Annotated in this window: 16 protein-coding genes and 1 pseudogene; 8 read left to right on the top strand and 9 right to left on the bottom strand. The window is 57.4% G+C overall.

Features of this window, described 5'->3' with window-relative positions:
* Window positions 1-82: 82 nt before the first annotated feature.
* The 5 genes from ABWH92_RS07020 (at window position 83) to ABWH92_RS07000 (ending at window position 7,373) form a co-directional block, all read left to right on the top strand.
* Window positions 83-3,079 (top strand): 2-oxoglutarate dehydrogenase E1 component, encoded by a 2,997-nt coding sequence (locus tag ABWH92_RS07020; RefSeq protein WP_375573387.1) that lies wholly within the window; start codon window positions 83-85, stop codon window positions 3,077-3,079.
* 79 nt (window positions 3,080-3,158) lie between these two features.
* Entirely contained in the window at window positions 3,159-4,667 is a 1,509-nt protein-coding gene (odhB, locus tag ABWH92_RS07015; RefSeq protein ID WP_375573385.1) for a 2-oxoglutarate dehydrogenase complex dihydrolipoyllysine-residue succinyltransferase, read from the top strand.
* A gap of 19 nt (window positions 4,668-4,686) precedes the next feature.
* Window positions 4,687-5,439, top strand: a complete 753-nt coding sequence (locus ABWH92_RS07010) for an SDR family oxidoreductase (RefSeq protein ID WP_375573384.1) — start codon at window positions 4,687-4,689, stop codon at window positions 5,437-5,439.
* An 18-nt stretch (window positions 5,440-5,457) separates the two neighbouring features.
* The gene (gene lpdA / locus ABWH92_RS07005; RefSeq protein WP_375573382.1) at window positions 5,458-6,873 is read left to right on the top strand and encodes a dihydrolipoyl dehydrogenase; all 1,416 of its coding nucleotides are present in this window, start codon (window positions 5,458-5,460) and stop codon (window positions 6,871-6,873) included.
* A gap of 23 nt (window positions 6,874-6,896) precedes the next feature.
* Entirely contained in the window at window positions 6,897-7,373 is a 477-nt protein-coding gene (locus ABWH92_RS07000; RefSeq protein ID WP_375573380.1) for a DUF2867 domain-containing protein, read from the top strand.
* 10 nt (window positions 7,374-7,383) lie between these two features.
* Here the strand turns inward: ABWH92_RS07000 and ABWH92_RS06995 are convergent, their stop codons facing one another.
* The gene (locus tag ABWH92_RS06995; RefSeq protein WP_375573378.1) at window positions 7,384-7,761 is read right to left on the bottom strand and encodes a DUF1428 domain-containing protein; all 378 of its coding nucleotides are present in this window, start codon (window positions 7,759-7,761) and stop codon (window positions 7,384-7,386) included.
* Window positions 7,762-7,803: 42 nt separating this feature from the next.
* Window positions 7,804-8,163, bottom strand: a complete 360-nt coding sequence (locus ABWH92_RS06990) for a hypothetical protein (RefSeq protein ID WP_375573376.1) — start codon at window positions 8,161-8,163, stop codon at window positions 7,804-7,806.
* Between the two features lie 179 nt (window positions 8,164-8,342).
* On the opposite strand from ABWH92_RS06990, the gene ABWH92_RS06985 reads away from it, so the two are divergent.
* Complete coding sequence (locus tag ABWH92_RS06985; RefSeq protein WP_375573374.1) at window positions 8,343-10,376, top strand: M23 family metallopeptidase; 2,034 nt, start codon at window positions 8,343-8,345, stop codon at window positions 10,374-10,376.
* A 25-nt stretch (window positions 10,377-10,401) separates the two neighbouring features.
* On the opposite strand, the gene ABWH92_RS06980 is transcribed toward ABWH92_RS06985, so the two are convergent.
* From ABWH92_RS06980 to ABWH92_RS06965, 4 genes are all read right to left on the bottom strand, one after another.
* Complete coding sequence (locus ABWH92_RS06980) at window positions 10,402-11,025, bottom strand: YitT family protein (RefSeq protein WP_375573372.1); 624 nt, start codon at window positions 11,023-11,025, stop codon at window positions 10,402-10,404.
* Window positions 11,026-11,031: 6 nt separating this feature from the next.
* A complete protein-coding gene (locus ABWH92_RS06975; RefSeq protein ID WP_375573370.1) occupies window positions 11,032-12,261 on the bottom strand; it encodes an argininosuccinate synthase in 1,230 nt (409 codons plus the stop codon).
* A gap of 103 nt (window positions 12,262-12,364) precedes the next feature.
* Entirely contained in the window at window positions 12,365-12,811 is a 447-nt protein-coding gene (locus ABWH92_RS06970) for a DUF4149 domain-containing protein (RefSeq protein ID WP_375573368.1), read from the bottom strand.
* A 33-nt stretch (window positions 12,812-12,844) separates the two neighbouring features.
* Window positions 12,845-13,309, bottom strand: coding sequence for a GNAT family N-acetyltransferase (locus ABWH92_RS06965; RefSeq protein WP_375573367.1), 465 nt, complete (start codon window positions 13,307-13,309; stop codon window positions 12,845-12,847).
* 67 nt (window positions 13,310-13,376) lie between these two features.
* On the opposite strand from ABWH92_RS06965, the gene ABWH92_RS06960 reads away from it, so the two are divergent.
* The gene (locus ABWH92_RS06960; RefSeq protein ID WP_375573366.1) at window positions 13,377-14,879 is read left to right on the top strand and encodes an ArnT family glycosyltransferase; all 1,503 of its coding nucleotides are present in this window, start codon (window positions 13,377-13,379) and stop codon (window positions 14,877-14,879) included.
* Window positions 14,880-14,927: 48 nt separating this feature from the next.
* Window positions 14,928-15,569 (top strand): LysE family translocator, encoded by a 642-nt coding sequence (locus ABWH92_RS06955; protein ID WP_375573364.1) that lies wholly within the window; start codon window positions 14,928-14,930, stop codon window positions 15,567-15,569.
* Here the strand turns inward: ABWH92_RS06955 and ABWH92_RS06950 are convergent.
* The 3 genes and pseudogenes from ABWH92_RS06950 to ABWH92_RS06940 all read right to left on the bottom strand — a co-directional run bounded on the left by ABWH92_RS06950 (window position 15,541) and on the right by ABWH92_RS06940 (window position 17,991).
* The gene (locus ABWH92_RS06950; RefSeq protein ID WP_375573362.1) at window positions 15,541-16,032 is read right to left on the bottom strand and encodes a hypothetical protein; all 492 of its coding nucleotides are present in this window, start codon (window positions 16,030-16,032) and stop codon (window positions 15,541-15,543) included. The two genes, ABWH92_RS06955 and ABWH92_RS06950, sit on opposite strands and share 29 nt — an antisense overlap.
* A 79-nt stretch (window positions 16,033-16,111) precedes the next feature.
* A pseudogene (rlmN, locus tag ABWH92_RS06945) lies at window positions 16,112-17,332 on the bottom strand (23S rRNA (adenine(2503)-C(2))-methyltransferase RlmN); the annotation flags it as partial.
* A gap of 113 nt (window positions 17,333-17,445) precedes the next feature.
* Window positions 17,446-17,991: an invasion associated locus B family protein gene (locus ABWH92_RS06940; protein ID WP_375573361.1), complete on the bottom strand. Its 546-nt coding sequence runs from the start codon at window positions 17,989-17,991 to the stop codon at window positions 17,446-17,448.
* Window positions 17,992-18,284: the final 293 nt, after the last annotated feature.

Genomic DNA, 18,284 nt, shown 5'->3' with positions numbered 1-18,284 from the left:
TGAGATCAACCGAAAACCAGGCCGCGTGACGGGCATGCGGCCGACATAGGGAGCACGGGGACACCCCCCGGGGAAAACGCCGATGGCACGGCAGGATGCGAATGCGGCTTTCGCCGCCACGTCATTCCTTTATGGTGGAAACGCCACCTATCTGGATCAGCTCTACGCCGACTACCAGAAAGACCCCTCAAAATTTGGCGCCGAATGGGCCGCTTTTTTCGCCGAGTTGGGCGATGACGCCGCCGATGTCAGCGACAATGCGCGCGGCGCCTCCTGGAAACGCTCCGACTGGCCCATTGCTGGCAATGGCGAACTGGTATCAGCGCTCGACAGCGATTGGGGCGTCGACGAGAAAGCTGCCGCCAAAGCCGTTGGCGAGAAGCTGAAAGCCAATGCCCAGGTTGCTGGCGTTGAGGTTTCCGACGAACAGGTGCAGCAGGCAACACGGGACTCGGTTCGCGCGATCATGATGATACGTGCCTACCGTATGCGTGGTCACCTGGCCGCTGATCTTGACCCATTGGAGCTGAAAGAGCCTGAAGATCATCCAGAGCTTGACCCGCGCAGCTACGGCTGGACGGAAGAGGATTTCAGCCGCAAGATTTTCCTCGACAAGGTGCTCGGCCTTGAGTTTGCGACCATCCCGGAGATGCTTGATATCCTCAAGCGCACCTACTGCTCCACGCTCGGCGTGGAGTTCATGCACATCTCCGATGGCGAAGAGAAAAGCTGGATCCAACAGCGCATCGAAGGACCGGACAAAGGCATCGCCTTCACCGAGAACGGCAAGAAAGCGATCCTCAACAAACTGATCGAAGCCGAAGGCTTTGAGAAGTTTTTGGACGTCAAATACACCGGCACCAAGCGCTTTGGCCTTGATGGTGGCGAGTCCCTGGTGCCTGCGCTGGAACAGATCATTAAGCGTGGCGGTCAGCTGGGTGTTGAAGACATTGTGCTCGGCATGGCCCACCGCGGTCGTCTGAATGTGCTCAGCCAAGTGATGGAAAAACCGCACCGCGCGATCTTCCACGAGTTCAAAGGCGGCTCCTACGCGCCTGATGATGTGGAAGGCTCCGGCGATGTGAAGTATCACCTCGGCGCCTCGTCCGACCGTGAGTTTGACGGCAACAATGTTCACCTGTCGCTGACAGCCAACCCGTCACACCTAGAGATCGTTAACCCGGTTGTGCTCGGCAAAGTACGCGCCAAGCAGGATCAGATCGGCACCTTCGATGAAGAAGCTGAAGTAGTGCCGCTGGAAGAGCGCGCCAAAGTTCTGCCACTGCTCCTTCACGGCGATGCTGCCTTTGCTGGACAAGGCGTTGTAGCCGAGTGCTTTGGCCTATCGGGCCTGCGCGGTCACAGAACCTCCGGTTCTATTCACTTCATCATCAACAACCAGATTGGCTTCACCACCAATCCACGTTTCTCGCGTTCCTCGCCCTACCCTTCGGACGTGGCGAAAATGGTTGAAGCGCCAGTGTTCCACTGCAACGGCGATGATCCAGAGTCGGTTGTTTACGCCGCCAAGATCGCCATCGAATTCCGGCAGAAATTCCACAAGCCGGTGGTGATCGACATGATCTGCTATCGCCGCTACGGCCACAACGAAGGCGATGAGCCCGCGTTCACGCAGCCGATCATGTACAAAAAGATCCGCTCGCATCCGACCACGCTGACACTCTACAGCGAGAAATTGGTCAAAGACGGCGTCATCACCGAAGCTGATCTTGATGCAATGCGTGCGGCCTATCGCGCCGATCTGGATAAAGAGTTCGAGATCGGTCAGGCCTATAAGCCCAACAAAGCCGATTGGCTGGACGGCAAATGGGCAGGTCTCTCTCAAGCCAAAGTCGATGACGATCCTCGCAAAGGCAAGACCGGCGTCGACATGGATGTGTTGAAAGATATCGGCGCCAAACTGACAGCCGTGCCCGAGGACTTTGAAGCGCACCGAACGATCAAGCGCTTCCTGGCCAACCGCAAAGCTATGATCGATTCCGGCGAAGGTATTGATTGGGCAACCGGTGAAGCTTTGGCCTTCGGTACATTGGCACGCGAAGGCCACCCCATCCGCTTATCTGGCCAGGATTGTGAACGCGGCACGTTCTCGCAACGCCACTCAGTGCTCTACGACCAACGCGATGAAAAGCGCTTCATTCCGCTCAACAATCTGGGCGGCGATCAATCGCGCTATGAGGTTATCAACTCCATGCTATCTGAAGAAGCGGTGCTCGGTTTTGAGTACGGTTACTCGATGGCGGAGCCGAACGCACTCACGCTTTGGGAAGCCCAGTTTGGCGACTTTGCCAACGGGGCGCAGGTTCTGTTCGACCAGTTCATTTCATCGGGCGAACGCAAATGGTTGCGCATGTCAGGCCTCGTTTGCCTGCTGCCGCACGGCTATGAGGGCCAAGGGCCGGAACACTCTTCCGCACGCCTTGAGCGCTTCCTGCAGATGTGCGCCGAAGACAACATGCAAATCGCCAACTGCACCACGCCAGCCAACTACTTCCACATTCTGCGCCGCCAGCTGAAACGCGATTTCCGCAAACCGCTGGTTTTGATGACGCCGAAAAGCTTGCTGCGTAACAAGCGTGCGACATCACGGTTGCACGAGTTCGGCCCTGACAGCACCTTCCACCGCGTCCTTTGGGATGATGCGGAGGTGTTCAAGGACGAGCCCATTCAGCTGGTGAAAGACGATAAGATCCGTCGCGTCGTGCTGTGCTCGGGCAAGGTCTATTACGACCTCTACGAAGAGCGCGAGAAGCGCGGCATTAACGATGTGCAGCTTCTGCGCGTTGAACAGCTCTATCCATTCCCGGCACGTGCGCTGATCACCGAGCTTTCCCGCTTCAAGCAGGCAGAGATCGTCTGGTGTCAGGAAGAGCCAAAAAACATGGGCTCTTGGACGTTCATCGAACCGAACATTGAATGGGTGCTCAACAAGATCGAGGCCAAGCACAAACGGCCACGCTACGCCGGTCGTTCGGCGGCAGCAGCGACCGCAACCGGCTTGATGTCGAAGCATCTGGCACAGCTCAACGCATTCCTAGAAGAGGCGCTCGGCGAATAGCTGGACGTCTGAACGAAAGACTTTCTTCCAGCCAAGGCTGGGCAATCGCGCCGGACAATCGGCTGCATGGAGACTGAAAATGGCCAGTGAAATCCGCGTTCCCACCCTTGGTGAGTCCGTCACTGAAGCAACCGTTGCCAGCTGGTACAAAAAAACCGGTGATGCCGTGAACGCCGATGAACCGTTGGTGGAACTGGAAACCGACAAGGTCACCGTGGAAGTTCCCGCCCCCGCCTCCGGTGCCTTGGGAGAGATCCTGGTCAAGGAAGGCGAAACGGTTGAGGTCGGAACACTGCTCGGCATGCTGGAAGCTGGTGACGGTGCAGCACCCGCACCTGCCGCGAAGAAGGAAGCAGCACCGGCGGCGGCTCCTGCCGCATCCGACGGCAAGCTGGTGGATGTCATCACGCCAAGTGCCGGTGAATCGGTCACCGAAGCTGAAGTTGGCGAAATCTCCGTCAAAGTCGGTGATGCGGTGAAAGCCGACGATGTGCTGCTGGAGCTGGAAACCGACAAAGCCGCGCAAGAGATTCCAGCGCCCGTCTCCGGCACGATTGCTGAGATTGTTGTGAAGTCAGGCGATATCGTTGAACCGGGGCATTTGCTTTTGAAAATCCAAGAAGGGGCATCTGTCGGTGCAGCCGCTGCGTCAGCCCCTGCTCCTGCGGCGGCTCCGGCCCCAGCACCGGCATCCTCCACAGAGATGCCACCTTCACCCTCGGCAAGCCGCATGATGGCTGAGACGGGCGTCTCGGTGGCAGCAGGCACGGGCAAGCGTGGTCAGGTGCTCAAGGGCGACGTGATCAACGCCATCAATTCCGGCCAGGCCGCAGCGCCTGCGGCTTCGGCCCCCGCCAGCGTTCGTGCGCCCTCCAGCGCCGATGATGAAGCGCGCGAAGACCGCGTGCGCATGACCCGCCTGCGCCAAACCATTGCCCGTCGTCTGAAGGATGCTCAGAACACTGCAGCCATGCTCACCACCTACAATGAGGTGGACATGGGCCCAGTGATGGACATCCGCAAACAGTACAAAGAGCTGTTTGAGAAGAAGCATGGCGTGAAGCTTGGCTTCATGGGCTTCTTCACCAAAGCGGTCTGCCACGCGCTGAAGGAAATCCCAGCGGTGAACGCTGAGATCGACGGCACCGACATCATCTACAAGAACTTTGCGCACATTGGCGTGGCTGTCGGCACCGACAAGGGCCTTGTCGTCCCAGTGGTTCGTGATGCCGACCAGATGTCGATTGCCGAGATCGAAAAAGAGATTGGTCGTCTGGGCCTCGCGGCTCGCGATGGCAAGCTGGGCATGGATGCCATGCAGGGCGGCACGTTCACCATCTCCAATGGTGGCGTCTACGGCTCGCTGATGTCCTCGCCCATTCTCAATGCGCCGCAGTCAGGCATTTTGGGCATGCACAAAATTCAGGAACGACCGATGGCTGTGAATGGCCAAGTCGTCATCCGCCCCATGATGTATCTAGCACTTTCCTACGATCACCGCATCGTTGATGGCAAAGAGGCCGTGACCTTCCTGGTGCGCGTGAAAGAAAGCTTGGAAGACGTGCAGCGCTTGGTTTTGGATCTGTAAGCAGGCGAACGATCATCCCATGTCGCAACCGCCAATCGCGCTTGTTACGGGCGGAAGTCGCGGTATTGGAGCCGCGACTGCCAAGATACTCGCAGATCAAGGGTATAAAATCGTACTAAGTTTCGCCTCCAACCAACAAGCCGCGGAGGTGGTTGTCGCAAGTATCATGGAACAGGGTGGCCAAGCACGGGCAGTTCAAGCCGACGTTTCAAGCGAAAGCGAAATCCTGTCCCTGTTTGGGCTGGTCGATCAAGAGACAGGCACATTGAGCGCACTGATCAACAATGCAGGCATCGTCGATCAACCTACCAGTGTCGCTGACATGAGCTACGAACGCTTGGAACGCATGATGAGCACCAACATTATCGGCAGCTTCCTATGCGCCCGCGAGGCGATCAACCGCATGGCGGTCAGCAAGGGCGGGGAAGGCGGAACCATCGTCAATCTGTCATCGGCAGCGGCCCGCCTTGGCTCACCCCATCAATATGTTGACTACGCAGCCAGCAAAGCGGCTATCGACACTTTTACCAAGGGCCTCGCGCTCGAAGTTGCCGACGATGGTATTCGGGTCAATGCCGTCAGCCCAGGCATCATTGAAACAGACATCCACGCATCTGGCGGACTGCCGGACCGGGCCCGCGACATGGCATCGTCGGTACCCATGAAACGCAGTGGAACAGCTGAAGAAGTTGCGCGAGCAATTGCGTTCTTGGTTTCAGCAGAATCATCATACACGACAGGTACGGTCCTTGATGTGACCGGTGGCCGGTAATGCAAAGGAAAACACACCATGGCTGATGCTTACGACCTGATTGTCATCGGAACCGGCCCTGGCGGCTATGTCTGCGCCATTCGCGCCGCGCAGCTCGGTATGAAGGTGGCTGTGGTGGAAAAGCGCGCCACCCATGGCGGCACTTGCCTCAACATTGGCTGCATTCCTTCCAAAGCGCTGCTGCACGCCTCAGATGTGTTTGAGGAAGCCGGGCACACCTTTGAGACACTGGGCATCAAAGTCACCAAGCCCAAGCTTGAGCTCGCCAAGATGATGGGCTTCAAGGACGACGTCGTGAAAGACAATGTCAACGGCGTTGCCTACCTGTTCAAGAAGAACAAAATCACCGACTACATCGGTACCGGCACCATCACCGCGCCTGGCAAAGTGACAGTGACGGCCGATGACGGCAAAACAACCGATCTGGACACCAAGCACATCGTGATTGCCACGGGCTCTGATTCAGCGAGCATCCCAGGCGTTGCCATCGATATCGATGAAAAAACGGTGGTCAGCTCCACCGGCGCTCTGGAACTGGACAAAGTGCCCGGCCATTTGGTGATCGTCGGTGGCGGCGTGATCGGGCTGGAACTGGGTTCGGTTTGGCGTCGTCTTGGCGCAAAAGTCACGGTGGTTGAGTTCCAGGATCACATCCTTGGCACGATGGATTTGGACACGTCCAAACAGTTCCTGCGCATCCTAAAAAAACAGGGCATGGAGTTCATGCTCTCCTCCAAGGTGACCGCCGTGGAGAAAAAGGGGCGCAAGCATCTGGTCACTGTTGAGCATGCCGGTGGCGAAGCCGATGCAGAAACGTTGGAAGCCGATGTGGTCCTCGTTTCAACCGGTCGCGTGCCTTACACCAAAGGCCTGGGTCTGGAAGCTGTCGGCGTTGCACTGGATGAACGCGGCCGCGTGGCCACCGATGGCCACTTCAAGACCAATGTGAACGGCATCTACGCCATTGGCGATGTGATCGACGGCCCAATGCTTGCCCATAAAGCTGAAGATGAGGGCGTGGCTCTGGCTGAGTTGATCGCTGGCAAAGTAGGCCATGTGAACTATGACGTGATCCCGTCGGTTGTCTACACCGAGCCCGAAGTCGCTTCGGTCGGCAAAACCGAAGAAGAGCTGAAAGCCGCAGGTATTGAGTACAAGTCCGGCAAGTTCCCATTCTCGGCCAATGGCCGTGCGCGGGCCATGAACGCCACCGCAGGCTTTGCCAAAGTGTTGGCCGATGCTGCAACGGACAAAGTTCTCGGCGTTCATATCGTCGGCAAGGGCGCTGGCGACCTCATCCACGAAGCCGCCGTATTGATGGAGTTTGGCGGATCATCGGAAGACATGGCTCGCACCTGCCACGCCCACCCGACCATGTCAGAGGCGGTCAAAGAGGCGGCCATGGCCGTGGAAAAACGCCAAATCCATATGTAGCAACCACGCAGGCACTGATGGTGATGACCAGCACTGTGCATGAAGTCGCACTGAACCTGCCCCATCCCGCTTTCCCGCAAGCCGATTGGGGTGACACGTTTGAAGTGCGAACCAGTCGGCACTTCAGCGATGCGGAGCACGCGGCCCGCACCATCATGGACTCACTGCCTGGATGGGCAGCTGGCCTCATGGACATGCGCGACAGGATCGTCGGCCCACTTGGTCTTAAAACGGGTAAAGCCATGGAAGCGGCGTCAAACACAAACTGCGTCGGGTTTTTTCCAGTTATCGCAAATTCACCCGAGCGCATCCTTCTCGGTGAGGACGATCAGCATCTCAACTTTCGGGTGGCCGTTGATTTGCACAATGATCAGGCCGGGCAACGGGTGCGCCTATCGACATTGGTTCAGCGCAACAACGCCATGGGCACAGCCTATCTGGCAGCGATCATGCCGTTTCACAAACTGATCGCCAAAGCCATGCTGCGCAGCATCCGCTGAGCGGGGCCGCTCAGCCAGGTGGAAAACCTGTCGCTCCAACGGCAACAATCGGTTCAAAGCCACCAAAAATCATCCGTTTGCCATCGAGCGGCAAAGCTGAAAAATGCTGCTCCATACGGGGGTCTTCAAAGACATCCGCGTTGCCTTTGTCGCGGGTGGCTTTGTCAGGCCAAACGATCCAGGAAAACACCACCGTTTCATTCTGGGCCTTCTTCACCGCCATTGGAAAGCTGGTGATTTCGCCATCAGGCACATCCACACCCCAGCACTCGCAAACCGACAGAGCGCCATACTCCTGGAAAACATCGGCTAGGGCTTGCGCTTGGGTGCGAAAATCGTCCCTACGCGCGGTAAGAACAGCGAAAACAAATCCATCGACATATGTCATGATGACCTCCTTTTCGAAGGCCATCCTATCACGTTGATGGTACTACCGCTTGCGCAGCCTTTCGATCTCATCAATCGGGTCGAACATCACCTTCACGCGCTCGCTGAGCGCGTCCAGTGATTCTAGATGTCGATCAAGATCGGAGAGACGCTTGCGAGCATAGAGAGCATCGCTCTCAACCTTCGTCAGCTGTTGCTCGGCGCTATCATCGCGCTCGCCCTCATAGCCGGTGTCAACCAATTGCGAGGCTTGACCAACAAAATCGGCGTAGCGACGCTCTAAGCCGCGCCGCTCTTTCATGACGCCCGAGCGCACATCTTGGATTTGCCGAACAATCGCTGCAACCCGCGCATCATCGCTGGTTTTGTCACGTGCAGAACTTCGCGCTTTGAAGAACACCATGGCTTACGTCATGCCATGCAAAACGCGATTCGGGCAATCATGAAACCCGTTCAGCGCGTACTCAAAAATAGGTAGAACCGATGATTTCACATTGGCACCACATTTGCCTGTCAGCGCATGCTCTTCAGATTTGATAATTGTGCTTTACCAGCACACGTTTGGCACGATAAACCGCTCATATGGCACCACTTCGGCGTACCCCAAAACGGATCAAGGTCGGCAACGACCCTGCGCTCAATCTTGAGCCGCAAAAGCCGTCCGCCGTCGAGCATAGGGGCGTCAGCCTAAAATGGCTGCTGAGCACAGTTGTCACCGGCTTTGCCTCCACTGGCCTTATGATTGGCGCTCTTTACGCGGCGGTAGATGGCCGCCAGCAAATCGCCGTCCCGCCGAACGTGGCGCAAACCGATCTACTGGCCAGCTTGATCGATGAAGATGGCCGTATCGGCAAAGGTGATCGCCTGACCCGGATCGCCGAGCCGATTGCCAACCGCCAGCTCATTGACGTTTCCACCATTCATCGCGAAGGCGATATGGATGTGGTGCGCCTTCAGCCCTTTGTTCGCGTGATCGCAACACTGGCTCTTGAATCAACCGAGGTCAGCGAAGGCCGACCGCCCTTCAATCCGCTCAACCTTTTCGCTGGCAATGATGAAATCATCAGCGCTGATGCCGCCTCCCTCATTTACGATGCTGAGGTAGAAGGCGAGATCGCTGTGCGCGAAACGCCCTTTCCGTTCGAACAGATCGAGCTAGATCAAAACGCCGTCCCGACCCCGGAACAAGTTGCGTTCGAAGTGGCCGACATTGCCCGCTTCACCGTTGGCGACAGCGCGGCACCGGCTGTCCCGGCCGGGTTTACACCAGCGCTTGATCTGGGTACCGGCGGCGCGCTTGCCTTTGCCGATCCTGCCCGAGCATCCTCCGCTTTCGCCTCATTGAATGCTGCTGAGGCCGACGCTCAATCCGCACTGGATGCGTTGGAAAGCTTCGATGCGGTTCGCGTGGTCCCAGAAAACTTCTCCATCATCGGCAAGGTGGAAGACGACCCGGTTGCTCCTACCGATGGCTTGGATGAAGTCATTGTTGCCCTACGTGAAGGCGACACACTCGGCTCAGTGTTGATCGCCAATGGTTCACGCGAAGGCTCCGTGGCTCCGGTTGAAACGGCCTTTGAAACCTTCCTCAACACCACGCAAATGCGTGAAGGCCATCGCCTTCGCATTGCCATGGCACCCGCCGATGAAAGCGGTGAAACCTTCGATCCAATTCGCGTTAGCCTCTACGACGAACGCTCTCATTTGCTCACCATCGCGCTGACTGAAACTGGGCGCTACCAGGTGGATGAAGAACCCCGCATCGTGGACCTCAACGCCTTTGCCGCTGTTGAACAGGAAGCTCAGGGCTCAGCACGCATTTACTCATCGATCTATGAGACAGCGCTTGCCAACGACATGTCGATGGACATCGCCAATGAGCTTATCCAGATTTTTGCCTACGACCTGGATTACCAGCGCGTCGTACAGCCCGGCGACACCATAGAAGTCTTGCACGAACTTGATGATGATGGCGATGCCTCAGGTGACGTGGTTTTTGCATCCATCACCACAGGATCAACCACACACAAATTTTATCGCTTCACCGCCGAAGATGGTTCGCTGCTCTACTTCGATGAAGACGGTGTTTCGGCGAACAAGTTCCTCATCCGCAACCCCGTGCCCAATGGACGCTTCCGCTCCGCCTTCGGCATGCGTCGCCATCCCATTTTGGGCTACTCACGCATGCACAATGGTGTTGATTGGTCGGCGCCTCGCGGCACCCCGATCATTGCCGCAGGTAATGGCACTGTTACGGATGCGCGCTGGAATTCTGGCTTTGGTCGCTGGATTCGCATCGAGCATGCCAACGGCTATGTCACGTCCTACGCGCACCAGAGCCGGTTCGCCGACGGCATCGCACCAGGCGTTGAAGTCCGCCAGGGCCAAGTGATCGGCTATATCGGTTCCACCGGTCTCTCCACAGGTCCGCACTTGCACTATGAGGTGTTGGTGAACGGTCGCAACGTGGACCCGATGGGCATCCGTGTGGCCCGCGAAGAAACACTCTCAGGCCAACGCCTCATCGATTTTGAGCGTGAGCGTGACCGGATCGATCAGCTAATGGAACGCGATCGCGGCGCCACCATCCGCGTGGCAAGCTCAGCCGATTTCTAAAAGCACAAAATAGCGGCGATCCGCGTTAGCGCGGAATGTACCAGTCACGGCGATGGTTGAAGGCGATCAAGCCGTTCAGAACCACCGCGCCAAGCAGTGAATACATTACGACCGACAGCGGAAACAGAAACGCGGCCACCGCAAACAGCACGGCATCAAAACCAAGCTGAATGTAGCCTGCACGCACACCGAACGTGTCTTGGATCCAGATGGCCACGACGCCCAGACCCCCGAGCGATGCCTTGTGGCGGAAGATGGCGAGCAGCCCGATGCCGGTGACAACACCAAACATGATCGTGCCAAGCACCGGGTCCAGCCGCTCAATGGCAAAGCCCAATGGAACAAGCTCTGTCCCCAGCGAGAGAGCCGCCACGCACGCCATCGACTTCAGTGTGAACTCCCAGCCCATCGCCTTGATAGCGAAGAGGTAGAACGGGATGTTCACCAGAAAGAAGATCAATCCAAACGACATCCCAGTAAGATAGGAGATCACCACCGCCAGGCCGGCTGTCTGCCCAGTGATCAGTCCCAAATGGGTCAAGATCACCAGACCCATCGTGCACATGACAACGCCAGTCGCCAGCCCCTGCGCATCCTCCAGCGGCGTGTGTTTGACGGTGGATTGAGCGACAGGAACCGGGCTTGGCATGAGGCGCTATCCGCCGAACTTTTTGGTGCGAGCAGCCAGCGTGCGAAGGCGCAAAGCGTTCAGCTTGATAAAGCCCTGCGCGTCCGTCTGATCGTAAGCACCCTGATCGTCCTCGAACGTTACAAGCTCTTCGGAGTAAAGTGACTTGGCCGATGCACGGCCCGTAACGATCACATTGCCTTTGTAAAGCGTCAGCGAAACCTCGCCTTCTACATGAGCCTGGCTATGGTCGATGGCCGCTTGCAGCATCTCGCGCTCGGGCGAGAACCAGAAACCGTAGTAGATCAATTCGGCATAACGCGGCATCAACTCATCTTTGAGATGCGCGGCACCACGGTCGAGCGTGATCGATTCCATCGCCCGATGCGCTTCAAGCAGGATCGTCCCGCCTGGTGTCTCGTAAACACCACGCGATTTCATACCGACAAACCGGTTCTCCACCAGGTCGAGGCGGCCAATGCCATTGTCGCGACCCAGATCATTGAGCTTGGCCAGCAACGTCGCTGGTGAGAGCTGCTGACCATTGATGGAAACTGCGTCGCCCTTCTCAAACCCGATGGTGATTTTGGTTGGCACATCCGGTGCATCCATCGGCGAGACAGTGCGCATATGGACATATTCCGGCGCATCCACGTTCGGATCTTCCAGCACTTTGCCTTCCGATGAAGAGTGCAAAAGGTTAGCATCCACCGAGAACGGCGCTTCGCCGCGCTTGTCCTTGGGCACGGGAATCTGATGCTTCTCGGCGAAATCAAGCAGCGCTTCGCGGGACTTGAAATCCCATTCGCGCCATGGCGCAATCACTTTGATGTCCGGGTCAAGCGCATAAGCATTAAGTTCGAACCGGATCTGATCATTGCCCTTGCCGGTCGCGCCATGCGCAACAGCATCAGCACCTGTTTCGCGCGCAATTTCAACCAACCGTTTGGAGATCAATGGCCGGGCAATGGAGGTGCCAAGCAAATAGACGCCCTCATAGACGGCATTGGCGCGGAACATGGGAAAAACGAAATCGCGCACAAACTCTTCGCGCAGATCATCGATGTAGATCTCTTGGATGCCGAGCATCTCAGCTTTTTTGCGCGCTGGCTCCAGCTCCTCACCTTGACCGAGATCGGCAGTGAACGTCACCACCTCAGCATCATACTCGGTCTGTAGCCATTTCAGGATGATCGAGGTGTCGAGACCGCCAGAATAGGCAAGCACAACTTTGTTGACGTCACCCTTGTGGGCCATGACATGCACTCCAATACGAGAAATCAATGAGAGGCTTGCGTTTAAGCGCGCGCGCGCCACGCTGGCAAGCACAGATGGCAGGCATTGTGATGGGGTGAAACGCCTACCCGGCGCTCAAAGCGAAAAACCAAAACACGACCAGGAGCACAAAGAGCTGAAGCATGTTCATGCGCACCGACCAAGCGTGCAGCATTTTCGCCGGGCCAGCCTGGATGGTGGAACCACGCGCCACCTCGTCATTGAGCGCATTGATGCGCGGTGTCATCACCTGACGGGCAAACAGGAAGCCGCCGGCAATCACAGCCAGGACAAGACCTGCAGCCACATTGACCAAAAATCCGGCAATGGCGGCCAAACCACTCATGATCGTGAGAACCAGATAGTAAACTGGGAACATCGCACGGGTCAGTGTACGGGCCCGATCTTTATCCAGCACCTTATGCACCAACGGCGCAACGGCGGCAGCAAACAGCACCATCGCGCCAGCAGTAAGCGCCGTGAAGAAAAGCGCTGAATAAAGCGCCAGGTGAGCAGCAAAAGCAGCGTCCATCAAATCATCCTTGGTGACAGTGGCAGCGGACTATCACGGCCTGCGATACTGAAGAAACCCGGCATTGTGCCCCACCTTGTCATAAAGCGCGCGACCAGCCGTGTTTGTTTCATGGGTGTGCCAGTAGACGCGCGAAGCGCCGATCTCATCGGCTTTGTCGTAGACAGCCTGGATCAACGCCTTGCCTATCCCCTGTCCACGCGCTTGCGGCACCGTGAACAGGTCCTCCAGATAAACGTACCAGCCTTCCGTCCAGGTCGCGCGGTGGCTGACGCAATGAACAATGCCCAGCAACTGATCGCCATCAAAAGCACCGAGCACAAACATCGGTTCGCTCTCATCATGAAAGCGCGCCCAGGTGACGTCCGTCACCGCCGGGTCAAGCTTTGCCTTATAAAAGGTCAGATACCCCTGCCACAGTGGCAACCACGCCTCATAATCATCTGGCGTCAAAGGTCGGATAGAAAAAGGCTGGCCTGTTGGCTTTGATGCGGTCACAACAACTTGCTCTGGATATCAGCCCGCGATAGGTGGGCACACGCCACATAGGACGCACATCGCCACGATGGCAACATCCACCACCTCTTCTGAAAATCCAATCGCCAAGCCGCCTGCTGAGCAGAGCCGCGCATACTACGCGAAAAAGCTAGCTCTTATCGTGATTGGCGTGGTGATTGTGCGGCTCGCCGTACTGCTGCTTACCCCTCTCGATCTGTTTTATGACGAGGCGCAGTATTGGTACTGGTCTCAAGACCTGGCGCTGGGCTATTTTTCCAAGCCGCCCCTCGTCGGCTGGTTGATCGCGGCAACCACGGCTGTCTGCGGCAACACTGAGGGCTGCATTCGCTCAGCTGCCCCACTGTTCCACGGCATCACGACAATGCTCGTGTTTGGCCTGGCTGCATCGCTCTATGCCGCGCGCACCGCTTTCTTTGCAGCGCTTGGCTACCTTTTCGCCATTGCTGTCTCAGCGTCTTCTCTACTTATCTCCACCGATGTGCCGCTGCTGGTCTGTTGGGTGGCCGGGCTTTGGGCTTTTGTGCACTACACCCGCACACCCAGCGCGACGTTGGCTGTCGGCTTTGGTCTGGCCATCGCCATCGGGCTCAATGCCAAGTACGCGATGATCTACTTCCCGCTTTGCGCCCTGGCCTATCTGGCCTTCACACGCGACATGCGGCCTTTGCTCAAACGGGGCGATCTTTGGTTGGGTGTTGGCATTGGACTGCTTGGCTTTCTACCCAACCTCATTTGGAACATCCAACATGAGTTCATCACCTTCAGCCACACAGGTGAGAACATCTCCGGCGGTGGTCTCACCTTTGACCCGGTGAGCTTTCTTGAATTTTTCGGCAGTCAATTCGCCGTTGCAGGCCCCATCCTTTTCGCAGCTCTTCTGTTTGCAATCGTCAAACGCTGGCGCAGTGATACCCCCAACGCAGATCGCTTACTGCTCTTCTTCTCGCTGCCGATCATCGGACTGTTGAGCCTGCAAGCCTTTCAATCCAGCGCGAACTACAACTGGGCCGCTACGGCCTACCCAGCTTTGATTGTTGTAACGACGGCGATTCTGCTGGATCGCGCGCGCTGGCAATGGATCCGCTGGAACCTCATCACCTGCATCGCCTTGGCAGTGATCATGCTTGGCAGTGCCCTTGCGGCTCTGACCGTGCGTCCCGATCATCCGATCATTGCCAGCACCAACCTAGAAGACATGTTCGGTTGGGCTGAGCATGCCGAGGAGTTGAGCACCCGCTTGGATCGTTTGGAGCCTGACACCATCGTGACCGTCGGTCGGCGTTATTCGGCTGGGTTTGCCTACTATCTGCGTGATCGCGAGGAGACGCTGCGCGCCTTCCGGCACGATGGCAGCCCAGCGCGTAACCATTTTGAATTCACCGCACCCTGGGGCCGACCCGGTCCAGGAGAGCGGGCGGTGATTATCTCGCCAGGCAACATCAGCCCCCTGCGCGGCGCACGACTGGTGGGCGTGGTGGAGGCCGATGACGGTGCCGCACCGTTCCGCTCCAACAGCTATCTTTTCCTCGCTGTCGGGCCTGACGAGTGAGTTCGCTTTCGGGTGGTGAAGCAGGCAGTAGCGCGTTAAAGTTCGATCATGTTTGAGTTCATCCCATCTCTCGCCACACTTGCCGCTTTTTCGTTGGCGGCGATCGCTCTAACGCTTACGCCTGGTCCAGACATGACGCTGTTTCTGGGGCAGACGGTGGCCAATGGACGACGTGCAGGGTTCATGTCGATGGCTGGAGCATCAAGCGGCATCATCGTCCATTCATTGGCCGCAGCCATTGGATTGTCAGCGCTGATCGCAGCCTCACCGCAAGCTTTTGAGGTGCTCAAATGGGTTGGCGCAGCTTACCTAGCCTATCTCGCTTATGAGGTGCTGCGACACGGTTCTGGGCTTACTGGCGATGGGCCGCCGAAGTCCAACTCGCTGAAAAAGGCCTATATGAAGGGCCTGACGATCAATCTTCTCAATCCGAAGATCATCCTGTTCTTCGTGACCTTTCTGCCGCAATTCGTATCACCAACAGATCCACACGCATCGGGCAAGCTGATGTTTCTGGGCCTGTTTTTTCTGGTGATTGCCATCCCTATGGTCATCCCAATGATCTTGGGCGCAGAACGCATTTCAGGTTTCCTGCGTCGCTCAAAGCGCGCAACACGGATTTTCGATTGGCTATTTGCAGGCGTGATGGGTGGCTTCGCGCTTAAGCTTCTGGCGACGCAGGCTCGCTAGGCCTGGTGTAGAGGCGTTCTCTGTAGGCGCCCGCGCTGCGCCCGGCGATGAACCAATAAACGAGACCACCAACAATACCGGCTGCGGCGGCAATCAGCATGCGCCGGTCCGAAAAGGTGATCCCAGGCCCAATCGCTTCCAGTGCACAATAGGCGCCGACCAAGGCTCCAGCGACACCGAAGACGAGCACGCTGCGCAATCGAAGTGTTTCAGTGGCCAAAACGACCAAGGTCGACGGCAAAAAGGCTGTATGAGCGACGGCAAACACCGCCAGGATCGCTGTGCCCCAATAGAACGCCTCATAGGCCGGGTCACCTTCCAGGCCACGATAAATCGCGAACGTGCCAACCAGACCGGCTGCCAAAACAGCAACCAGAAAGGCAAACACACACAGCAAGAAGCGCAAGAAGAGCAGCGTGAAAGAAACACGCCCAACAGCATAGTCCGGCGCTTGATCAGCCATTCTCGGCAATCGCCTGTTGGGCCGCCCAATCTGCAGCCTCCAGATGCGCCGCATCATGCGGATCAGGCGCTTCTCCGGCCAAAGCAGCGTTCATCGCACGCTTCTTCCAAGCCGGAATGCGCTCCGACTCTGACTTCAACTGACCGCAGGCGGCCAGAATATCGCGACCCCGAGGCGTGCGCACCGGCGAAGCGTAGCCAGCACGGTTCACCACATCGGCAAAACGCTCAATCTGATCCCAATCGGAGCACTCATAACGCGTGCCTGGCCATGGGTTGAACGGAATGAGATTGATCTTTGCCGGAATGCCTTTGAGCAGACGCACCAGCTCTTTGGCGTCGGCCAAGCTGTCGTTCACACCCTTCAGCATCACATATTCAAACGTGATGCGCTTGGCATTGGAGACACCCGGATAGGTCCGGCACGCCTCGAGCAACTCAGCAATCGGATACTTTTTGTTGAGCGGCACCAACTCGTTGCGAAGCTCATCGCGCACGGCATGCAACGAGATGGCAAGCATCACGCCAATCTCATCGCCACAGCGTGTGATTTCCGGCACAACCCCCGATGTTGAGAGCGTGATCCGGCGTTTGGAGAGCGAAATGCCCTCGCCGTCAGAAGCGATAAGCAGAGCTTTTTTCACATTGTCGAAATTGTAGAGCGGCTCCCCCATGCCCATCATGACGACGTTGGAGATAGCCCGGCCGCCATCACGTGGGGCAGTCATCCCCGCCGGCGTCACTTGATCAGGCCAGTCGCCAAGCCTATCGCGCGCGACCAAAATCTGCGCCAGCACTTCATCAGCGGTGAGGTTGCGCACCAACTTTTGTGTGCCGGTGTGACAGAAGGTGCAGGTTAGCGTGCAGCCAACCTGGCTCGACACGCACAAAGTGCCGCGATCACTTTCAGGAATGTAGACCGTTTCCACGTCCACCGGCTGCTCAGTGGCATCGCGCGCGGGGAACCGCATAAGCCACTTGGCCGTGCCATCTTCGCTGATCTGTTCTGCGACGATGTCTGGGCGTTGAATGGAGTAAGCATCTGCAAGGGCTGATCGCAAATCTTTGGCGATGTTGGTCATCGCATCAAAGTCATGCACACCGCGCACATAAAGCCAGTTCCAGAGCTGCCGCGCGCGCATACGGCGCTGTTTTTCTGGCACACCAATGCTCTCCAAGATCGCCAACAGGTCGGCGCGATCTTGGCCGATCAGTTGCGGCTTGGGCGGCACAAATTCTGCCACCGCGTCGATCATCGGCGCGTTGGCGTTCTGGCGAGCAAGGTCAAGTGTGGCGGCCATTGAGGGGGCGGCTTCCATCAATCAAGAGCAAAGGGGCAGAAGGCCGCGTGCATAACGCAAAAACCGCCGCCCGGCAAACCGGACGGCGGTTCAAAAATCAACACCACAGCCTGTTAGGCGGGGCAGTCAGCCGCTGTGCGGTTTGTGCCTGCTGTGACACCCGAAAGCGAGAACACATAGGTCACGCTTGTTCCACGTGACGACGTGCCGGAGACCCGCATATCGCTCCCCGCGCGCATCGCCGCCAAAAGGTTGTCACCTTCCGCCGGATTGTTGAGGAAAGCGCGGGGGCCCTGGGTGAGGAACGTGAAGCTGGTGCCGGCAACTGTCGTGGTGACCTGCGAGCCTTCAGCAAAGGAATAGCCGACCAAGATCAGCGGTTCAGCCGTTACGCTCGCTGCTGGGCGCCGCGTTAGATAGAAGAACACGTCACCATGGCGGCTCTCCGGCATCGGATCGTAGGAGCGCGGCTTGGACACGATAAAACAGGCAGGTGAGCCCTCAATCGTGGTGGTGAAAACATCCCAATCACGAGACTGCTCAACAAAGGTCGGCTCCTGCGCAAGGGCGACGCCCGGGGCAATCATGCCAAGCCCAACAGCAACGGCCATAACAGCGTTACGGGCACGGGAAAGAGAAAGCGGAAACACAGACATCATAAACTCGCTCGGTCGCTTGTCAGTTCTGGGCCAGTTCGGGATGGCTCCTGACGGTTAACACATGCCTAAAGCACACCGTCAAAGGCGAAGCTGGTCCACAAGGTCCAATTCACCATGATAATGCGCCAAAGGTCGTTAAATGCCGGTTAAGGACTGCTGCACGTTACTCTGTCCTCTCCCGGCGATCCGCCCGCCCGCATACCTAGTGGCGAGTGGGGCAACAGTGTGGCCAACCTGCGCGCACACTTAGGGCCATCCCAGGTGCGTCAAAGTGCCGAGATGGCCAAACGCTG

Origin of the sequence: Ahrensia marina (assembly GCF_042140245.1) — a bacterium.
Taxonomy (GTDB): domain Bacteria; phylum Pseudomonadota; class Alphaproteobacteria; order Rhizobiales; family MH13; genus MH13.
The sequence above is the reverse complement of the archived record's forward strand: the minus strand, read 5'-3'. Positions and strand labels throughout refer to the sequence as shown.